Origin of the sequence: Solirubrobacter deserti, assembly GCF_027587175.1 — a bacterium.
Lineage (GTDB): Bacteria > Actinomycetota > Thermoleophilia > Solirubrobacterales > Solirubrobacteraceae > Solirubrobacter > Solirubrobacter deserti.
On record NZ_JAPCID010000078.1, the window covers coordinates 19900 to 28553 of the forward strand.

7 protein-coding genes are annotated in these 8654 nt (G+C 72.7%); 3 read left to right on the forward strand and 4 right to left on the reverse strand.

All coding sequences use genetic code 11. The annotated features are described in order from the left end of the window. Positions 1 to 30: 30 nt before the first annotated feature. Positions 31 to 1485 carry a gamma-glutamyltransferase family protein gene (locus OJ962_RS32205; RefSeq protein WP_202956787.1) on the forward strand — a complete coding sequence of 485 codons (1455 nt, stop codon included), beginning with the start codon at positions 31 to 33 and terminating at the stop codon, positions 1483 to 1485. On the opposite strand, the gene OJ962_RS32210 is transcribed toward OJ962_RS32205, so the two are convergent. Further along, positions 1436 to 2839 (reverse strand): hypothetical protein, encoded by a 1404-nt coding sequence (locus tag OJ962_RS32210; protein ID WP_202956788.1) that lies wholly within the window; start codon positions 2837 to 2839, stop codon positions 1436 to 1438. The genes OJ962_RS32205 and OJ962_RS32210 overlap by 50 nt on opposite strands. A gap of 105 nt (positions 2840 to 2944) precedes the next feature. Here OJ962_RS32210 and OJ962_RS32215 point away from each other — a divergent pair, with 105 nt between their 5' ends. Both OJ962_RS32215 and OJ962_RS32220 read left to right on the forward strand, forming a co-directional pair. Continuing rightward, a complete protein-coding gene (locus tag OJ962_RS32215) occupies positions 2945 to 3613 on the forward strand; it encodes a hypothetical protein (RefSeq protein ID WP_202956789.1) in 669 nt (222 codons plus the stop codon). Between the two features lie 79 nt (positions 3614 to 3692). Further along, positions 3693 to 5555, forward strand: coding sequence for a M14 family zinc carboxypeptidase (locus OJ962_RS32220; protein WP_202956790.1), 1863 nt, complete (start codon positions 3693 to 3695; stop codon positions 5553 to 5555). Here OJ962_RS32220 and OJ962_RS32225 read toward each other — a convergent pair. From OJ962_RS32225 to OJ962_RS32235, 3 genes are all read right to left on the reverse strand, one after another. Beyond that, a complete protein-coding gene (locus OJ962_RS32225) occupies positions 5552 to 6859 on the reverse strand; it encodes an FAD-binding oxidoreductase (protein WP_202956791.1) in 1308 nt (435 codons plus the stop codon). The genes OJ962_RS32220 and OJ962_RS32225 overlap by 4 nt on opposite strands. A 51-nt stretch (positions 6860 to 6910) precedes the next feature. Next, the gene (gene lepB / locus OJ962_RS32230) at positions 6911 to 7531 is read right to left on the reverse strand and encodes a signal peptidase I (protein ID WP_202956792.1); all 621 of its coding nucleotides are present in this window, start codon (positions 7529 to 7531) and stop codon (positions 6911 to 6913) included. Between the two features lie 14 nt (positions 7532 to 7545). Further along, positions 7546 to 8654, reverse strand: a 1109-nt coding sequence (locus OJ962_RS32235; protein ID WP_270006876.1) for a CHAT domain-containing protein, incomplete at its 5' end; no start/stop codon positions are given.

Sequence of the window (8654 nt, forward strand, 5' to 3'; positions counted from 1 at the left end):
CTTTCGAGGGCGCCCCGGAGGTGACGCCCGATGGCTGATCGCGGCGTCGTCGCGGCCGGCCACCCACTCACCGCCCAGGCCGGCGCGGACATCCTCCGCGCCGGCGGCAACGCGGTGGACGCGGCGCTGGCCGCGCTGATGATGTCGTTCATGGCCGAGCCCTTGTTGACCGGGCTCGGCGCGGGCGGCTCCATGCTCGTCGCGCCGCCCGGGGCGGAGCCGGTGCTGCTGGACTTCATGGTCGCGGCGCCGTCCGGCGGTGACCGCGCGCCGCTCGACGCGGTCGTGATCGACTTCGGCGACGCGGTGCAGGTGTTCCACATCGGCGCGTCCTCGTGCGGCGTGTACGGCGTGCCGGCCGGGGTGGCGGAGGCGTCCGCGCGCTTCGGGAGCGTGCCGCTGCCGGACCTGGCCGCGGCGGCGGTCGCCGCCGCGCGTGACGGGATCGTGACCAACCGGACGCAGGCGCTGCTGTGGGAGCTGCTGGCGCCGATCGCGGTCGCGACCGCGGAGTCCCGCGCGCGCTACCAGCTCGACGGCGCGCTCCCGCGCGAGGGTGACGTGGTGCGCGACCCGGACCTGGCCGACGCGATCGAGCGGCTCGCGTCCGAGGGCGCCGGACCGTTCTACGAGGGCGACATCGGCCTCGCGGTGTCGGATTGGGTGCGCGAACGCGGCGGGACGCTCTCCCGCACCGACCTTCATGCCTACTCGACGATCCCGCGCGAGCCGGTGCGCGTCCGCTATCACGGCCGCGAGGTGCTCACGAACCCGCCGCCCAGCGCCGGCGGGCTGCTGATCGCCTACGCGCTCGCGCTGCTGGAGCGGGCGGGCGGCAAGCCGGACGGCGCGGCGCTCGTGACCGCGATGGAGGCCGCGCAGACCGAGCGCACGGAAGCGTTCCTGGACCACCTGCACGCGCCGGGCTTCGCGGAGGCGTTCATGAGCTCCCGGCTCGGCTCCACCACGCACGTCTCCGTGCTCGACGCCGACGGCTGGGCGTGCAGTGTCACGACGACCAACGGCGAGGGCTCTGGGCTCGTCGTCCCCGGCACCGGCATCCACGTCAACAACATGATGGGCGAGCAGGACCTCTCGCCCGCGGGCTGGTTCACGCACCCGCCGGGGCGGCGGCTGCCGTCGATGATGGCGCCGACGATCGTGCTCGAGGACGGCCGGCCCGAGCTGGTGGTGGGCAGCGCCGGCTCCAACCGCATCCGGTCAGCGATCCTGCAGGTGATCGTCAACGCGATCGACCACGGGATGGACGCGCAGCCCGCCGTGGACGCGCCGCGCCTGCACTTCGAGGACGGGCTCGTCTACACCGAGCCCGGCATCGCGGACATCGCGGGCCGCACGATGGTGCGCTTCCGCGAGCGCAACCTCTTCTTCGGCGGTTGCCAGGCGGCCGAGCGCCACCACGGCACCGGCGCGTTCAGCGGCGGGGGCGATCCGCGTCGGGGCGGCGCGGTGGTGACGACCTGACGGTCACCACCTGGTTCATGAACGCCGAGTGCAGCGAGCACATCAGCAGGTAACGGCCGGGCTCGGTGAAGCGCCGGCCGTACTGGTCGCCGTCCTGCGACCACGGTGAGCCGAAGCCGACGGGGCCGTCGGCGAGCGTGACATCGTGGCGCTCGTCGTCGGGGAACCGCCAGCGGACGATCGCGCCGCGGCCGACGACGAGGTTCGGCGCGCTGAAGCGGAAGTCGCGCACCGTCACGCTCGTGGTCGGGCCTTCGATCTCGCGCGCCGAGCCGTCAGCCTGGGTGGTGGGTCGCGCGCGGCCGTCGCCGCCGACGCGCGAGAGCGTCAGGCGCAGCTTGGGCGGCGCGGTCCGCGCGCGGGGGAACTCAGCGCCGAGTTCCTGCGCGTCCGGCGGTGCGGGCGCGCACTTGACGTCCGGCGCGCCCGGTGCCGGCGGCGCGACATAGACGTGGCTGATCCCCATCACGCGCGTGTGCGGGCGCGTGTTGTCGTAGGACGCGGTGACCTTGAGGGTCTCGCCCTTCTGGAACGCGTAGCCGGTGGGCGACTGCCACCAGCTGATCGCCTTCGGGTCCGGCTCGTGCAACAGCGGGCGGACGGCGTACAGCTTGTCGTCGGAAGGCGCGTAGAACGGCTTGTTGGTGACGAGCGTGCGGTACTTGCAGCCGGGCTGGCTGAGGATGAGCTCGTTGGCGCCGCCGTGCAGGTGGCCGCCGACGGCGACGATCCGGCCCGCCTCGGGCATGTCGAACGTGCGCGCGCGCCGGTGCTCCTTCGATCCCCGGCCGGGCACCGACCACTGCGGGTCGGGCGAGCACGGGATCACCGACAGCCAGTACGGCTTGACCGGGATCACCGGGCGCGGGTCGATCGTCACGCGCGTCTCGACGTAGAACTCCTGCGTGCCGGAGCGGTGGTGCATGACCATCAGCGACGACCGCCACTTGTCGGCCGGGTTGCTCGGATACCCGTATCCCGGCGGCAGCGTCAGCGGGCGCAGCTCCTCGCTCGTTCCGTAGAAGCGCTCGCGCGTGCGCTTGAGCGGGCACATCGGGTCCCGCCGCTGATCGTCCGGGCCGCCGTTGGTGTAGACGATGTGGTGCAGCATCGCGGTGTACTGCGGCAGCACCGTGCCGTCCTTGTCCACGAGCCGGACGTCCATCCCGACAATCGCGCCCGGCACGTCGGGCGGCGCGACCTTCACCGACTCGAACAGCGTCGCGTACGGGCCGAGGTTGTACGGGCCGCTGCGCTGGACGTGCGTCGTCAGCGTCGGGTCCGCGCGATGCTCGGGGACGGGCGGCGTGATCTGCGCGTGTGCCGTGGGCGCCAGCACGAGCAGCAGCGCCACGGCTAGGAGGGTCCGGACCATCGGACCGCAAGTCAACACGATCGGACGGACGAAGGTGTCGGATCCCGGTGCGGCTAAGGTGGCGACATGTTGAGGATTGCGTCAGTGTTGCTCGCGATGCTCGCCGCGCCGGCCGCGGCGCAGGCTCAGACCCCGCCGCCGCTCACGCCGGCGCAGGGGTGGATCGACGACCTCCCGATGTACTTCGTGGGCGGCTGCCTGAGCTTCAGCGGCCAGCCGGCCTGCTGGGACGGCATGCCGCCGACGCCGGGCACCTCGCCGCGCGTGGGCGTGGCTCCGGGCTCGACCCTGACCCTGCGCTTCGGCGTCCCGGCGACCGCGGTCACCGTTCCCGCGGGCGTCGGCACGCTGACCCAGCGCGACCCGCACACGTGGGCGCTGACGCTCGCCCCGAGCGCCGTGGCGACGTTTCCGCTGCCGGTGAACGCGACGCTCGCGGGCGACACGCACGCCGGCCTGGCGCACTTCTCAGCCACGGTCGCCGTCACCAGTCCGGAGGTGCTCGACGTCGAGCGGTCGGGCTCGGTCGTGCGCCTGCGCGTGCGCGTGCCGGCGCGCGGAACGGTGCGCGCCCACGTCCGCGTCGGCGATCAGCGCCGGTCCGCGGTGGTGGAGCGGACGTTCTCCGCGGCGGGGCAGCGGCGGCTGCGCGTCAAGCTCCGCGGCACGCCCGCGCGCAGCGCGTGGCTGGTCATGCGCTACACGTTCCCGGGCGGTCAGCCCGTTGAGATTTCACAACGCCTGCCGGCTTGATCTGACCTCCGACGGCGCATAGTGTCACCGCGCCAAACCGCACGCGCGGGTCCAGGGCGCGGGCCTGAAGAGGGGGACCATGTCGTTTTCAAACAAGCTGTTGGCGGCCGCGGCCGCCGCGGTCGTCGCGGGCTGCGCCGTTCCGGCCGTCGCGTCGGCCGAGCCCACCGTGGACGCGGCGAAGGCCGCGTTCGACGAGCTCGGCCTCACCACGATCGCGCAGTTCCCGAGCGGGCGCACCGCCCCGCCCACTGCGGGCAGCGCCGAGAACTGGGGCTACCGCACGTATGAGCAGGTCAACCAGGAGCTCGCGAACCTCGCGTCCGCGAACCCCGGTTTCGTCAAGCTCAAGACCGCGCCCTACAAGAGCGTCCAGGGCCGGGACGTCAAGTACCTGGAGATCACCAACGACGTCGACGCGCACGACGGCCGGCCCGTGTTCTTCATGATGGGGACGATCCACGGCAACGAGTGGGCCGCCATGGAGCACACGGTCGAGTTCATCTACGACGTGATCAACACGTCCAAGACGAACCCGAAGGTCAAGGCGATCTTCGACAAGGTGCGCTTCATCGCCATGCCGATCGTCAACCCGGACGGCGTCGTCGCCTGGACGCGCGCGAACAGTCGCGGCGTCGACATGAACCGCAACTATCCCTTCGGCTGGGGCTCGAACATCGGCGTGTCGCTGACGGCGCGCGGCGCGGGCCCGGGGTCCGAGCCCGAGGTCCAGAACACGATGGAGATCGTCAAGAACCATCAGGTCGTCGCGCTGGTCACCAACCACAACGCGTCCCACGCGCTGTTCTATCCGGGCCTGGAGATCGCGGCCGGGCTCCCCGCGGACCTGGACGTCATCCGGGGCCTCTCGCTCGCGATGGCCGATCGCACCAAGGGCGGCTACACGAACGTCCGCGACTCCGCGCACGATTATGAGACCAGCGGCGAAACGGTCGACTGGTCCTACTACGCCACGCGCGGCTTCGCGGTCACGATGGAGTCCGTCGGCGGTTCGCAGAGCTGCGGCGTGCGCAACGCTCCGACCAACCGCTCTTCGCAGACGCCGAACTACGCGTTCTGCACGGTCGGCGACTACACCGGCGTGGTCCCGGACGCGGCGCCGCAGGACGTCAAGACCGCCTACCACGGCCACCCCGTCCGCGACGCCTTCTACCAGGCGCTCGTGTTCCCGACGATCGACGCCGGTCATTCCGTGATCACCGGCAAGGCACCCGCGGGCCACACGCTGAAGGTCAGCAAGTCCTTCAACCTGTACACGAACCGGATCAAGCTCACCTCGAACCCGGAGCCGACGAACCCGCCGCAGGCGATCCCGACGACGCTCCAGTCCTCGATGACGGTCCCCGCCTCCGGCCAGTTCTCCTTCCACGTGAACCCGTCCGTGCGCCCGGTCCCGCCCTACCGCGCCGAGGGCATGGTCCCGGGCCCGAACGGCTTCTACCAGGAGAGCTGGACGCTCACGTGCGTGGCGCCCGACGGGAAGACGGTCAGCGGCCAGCAGGTGCTGATCGACAAGGGCCAGACGAAGACGGTGGCCCCGTGCGGCACGGAGGGCACCGTCGGCGGCACCGTGCCGGCGACGCTCGCGCTGTCACTGAGCGCGCCCGCCAGTTTCGAGCCGTTCGTCCCCGGCGTGGCGAAGGAGTACACGGCCACGACCCACGCCACCGTCACCTCCACCGCGGGTGACGCGACGCTGACGGTGGCCGACACCGGCGCCAACCCGGGTCACCTGGCCAACGGCGCGTTCACCTTGGCGTCGCCGCTGCAGGGGCTCGGCGTGGTCAAGTCCTGGACGGGCCCGACCTCCAACGAGGACGTCACGGTCACGTTCAAGCAGGCGATCGGGGGCAATGAGCCGCTGCGTACCGGCACCTACGCGAAGGCGCTCACCTTCACGCTGTCGACGACCAACCCCTAGCGGCTGCGGAAGATCCCGGCACCGTCGACCTGCGCCTTGAGCGCACGGAGGCGGTGCTGGGTGAAGCCGTCGTGGAAGCGCGCCGGGCGCTCGGTGAAGTTCACCAGCGCGCGGCCCGCGTCCCAGGGCTCGAGCGCGTCGTCGAGGCGGGCGAGGGCGGCGTCGACGGTCATGGCCGTCTCGGCGTCCGGCGCGAGGCCGACGGAGAACATCAGGAACTCGCCCTTGACGTCGTTGAGCGCGCCGTTGCAGACGCTGCCGCGGGCCATCGCGCCGCCGAGGTGACGCAGCTCGACGGCGAGCAGCGGCGCGCCGGCGTGGGCGAGCAGGCCGGCGATCGCGCCGTCGGTCAGGTCGTTGAGCAGGCGGTGCCCGTGGGCGGCGGCGCTCGGCTCCTTCGGGTCGTTGTGGATCGCGCCGAGCGCGTCCGGCGGCATCGGCGCGACCAGGTCGGCGACCGGCCCGAGCGCGCGCAGCGGCGCGAGGATCGCGTCGCCGCCGAGGATCGCGACCTCGACGATCGCGACCGGGTCGCCACCGGGCGGGTTGATGAGCCGGCACAGCGAGGTGACCTCGTCGCCCACGGTGCGCGTCCAGTCCCGCCAGGCGGTGAACACCTCCTGGGCGCGGACGCCGGGGAACACCAGCGCGCCGCCGTGGAGCGCGGTCACCGGGTGCAGCTCGAACTCGATCGCGGTGACGATCCCGTAGGCCGGCGTCCCGCCGCCGCGCAGCGCCCAGAACAGCTCGGGGTGCGTGCGGGTGTCGGTGCGGATGAGCTGCGCGTCGGCGGTCACGACCTCGATCGCGGTGACCGCGTTGCAGGCGAACCCGTGCTTGCGGGCGAGCCAGCCGACGCCGCCGCCGAGCGTGTAGCCGACGACGCCGACATCGGGTGAGCTGCCCGCGAGCGGCGCGAGCCCGTACCGGGCGGCGGGGACGGTCACGTCGCTCCAGCGGGCGCCGGCGCGGACACGGGCGGTGCGGGTGGCTGGGTCGATCCGGACGCCGCGCATGTGGTCGGTGCGGACGAGGATCGTGCGCTCCAGCGAGCCGGTCGCGCCCGCGCCGTGGCCCGTGGCCTGCGGCGCGAGGTCGAAGCCGCTCTCGCCCGCGAACTGGACGAGCGTCACGACGTCCTCGTCCGTGCGCGGGAACACGACCGCCGCGGGCCGCTGATCGACGGCGCGGTTCCACGGCTTGCGCAGGTCCTCGTAGCCGGGGTCGGTCGGACCGTGGACCTCGCCGTGAAGGCGGGAGCGGAGGGCGGAGAGGTCGGCGGAGGGGCGGTCCGTGATCAGCATGACCCGATGGTGCGGCGCGGCGGCGATCCGCACATCGGGGGAATGCCTAGTTCAGACCCCGCCCATCTCCTTAGGCGGCCAGTAGGTGGCGACCGCCTCGCCGATGATCCAGTCGCGCGGGACCGGACCCCAGAAGCGGCTGTCCTCGGAGTCGCCGCGGTTGTCGCCCATCATGAAGTACGTGCCCGCCGGGATCTTGATCTCGTTGAGGTTGCACTCGGGCCCGGAGCACTCGGACGCGAACGGCTCCTCGGTGGGCTTGCCGTTGCGGATGACCTTGCCGTCGACGACCGCGATCGTGTCGCCCGGCATGCCCACGACGCGCTTGACGAACGTCGTGTCGGCCTTCTCGCCCGTCGCCTTCGCGCACGGCTGGCGCGCCTCGGCGCCGCCGTCGTACCACGGTCCCTGCCCGCGATTGCCGCACTCGCGCGTGTCCACGCCCGAGGGCGGCGTGAACACGGTCACGTCGCCGAGCTTCGGGTCGCCGCCGACGCGGTGCGAGAAGCGGTTGACGAGGATGCGTTGCCCGACCTCGAGCGTGGGCACCATCGACTCCGACGGGATGCGGTAGGGCTTGACCGCGAACGCCTGGATCGTCAGGGCGAAGAACAGCGCCACCGCGACGGTCAGGACGAGTTCGACCGTCGAGCGGAGCGGCTTCGTCTTCACTTTGCGAAGGGTAGTCAGCCCGCCCCGAAACAGACGAACGCGGCCGGCGCGACGCTCATCTCCGGCGCGTCGAGCCGCGCGTTCAGGAGCGCCGCGGCGGGCCTGACGCCCGCGGACAGCTCGTCGTCGAGCGCGAGCATCAGGCCCTTGGCCGCCGCGTCGGGAACCGGCACCACGGCGGCGATCAGCGAGGACGTGCCGAGCGCGAACAGCGCCGCCGTGAACCCCATCAGTTCGTCGCCCGCGTGGACGGCGGACAGGCCCGACTCGCACGATGAGAGCACGATCCGCTTCGGGACGCGGCTGAGACGCTCCAGGTCGTAGACCGTCAGCTGCCCGTCCGCCAGCTCGAGGCTGCAGAACTGCGGGTTGTCGTCCCGGAAGCGCCCGTGCGCGGCGATGTGGACGGTGTCCACGCCGTCGAGCGCCAGCGCGACCTGCTCGACCGTGGCGTCGTCGCGGGTGAGCGTGACCGCCTCCGGGTGCCGGCGCGCGAGCTCCTCGACCTCTGCGGTCGCCGCGGGCAGCCGCGGCCCGGCCACGAGCAGTCGGCGCGGGTGGCGTGGCGGCGGGCCGGCGAACGCCGACCGGTACCACAGCCGCAGGGAGGGGGAGACCGACACGGCGCGCTGTCGCAGGCTCGGCAGCAGCGCCCACGGCAGCGCGTGCAGCTCGCCGGTCGGCACGATCACGAGCTCCCGCTGCGCGTCCGGATCGATCGCGAGCAGGGCGTCGAGCCGCTGCGCCACCGTGGCCACGACGTCGCGCATGCCCTGCTCCGTCCGGCTTCCGGCGCGCGCGGTGGCGAGGTTGCGCAACCCGAAGCGCAGGCTCGCCACCTCCTTCGCGATCTCCGCTCGCGCGCCGACGGTGCGCATCCGCGCCCGCCCGTCGGCGAACGTGACCGCGTGCAGTTGGCCTTCCAGCGCGAAGAACGAGACGAGCACCCGATCCCCGAGCGCCGCGGTCACCGCGTCCACCGGCGGCATCCCGTCGAGCCCGGCGACGAACGCCGTGATGCTCGCGCTCTCGCGCCGCCCGCCCACGTGCCGCTGGGAGCGCCCATGCCCGCCGCCGCCGTGCGGCGCGCCGCGCTCGGACGGGTCGTCGCCGGTGCGCGGCG

Bases quoted from the DNA above. Each gene is read 5' to 3' on its own strand.
- OJ962_RS32205 (WP_202956787.1), top strand. From the start codon at position 31: ATGGCTGATCGCGGCGTCGTCGCGGCCGGCCACCCACTCACCGCCCAG.
- OJ962_RS32220 (WP_202956790.1), top strand. From the start codon at position 3,693: ATGTCGTTTTCAAACAAGCTGTTGGCGGCCGCGGCCGCCGCGGTCGTC.
- OJ962_RS32225 (WP_202956791.1), bottom strand. From the start codon at position 6,859: ATGCTGATCACGGACCGCCCCTCCGCCGACCTCTCCGCCCTCCGCTCC.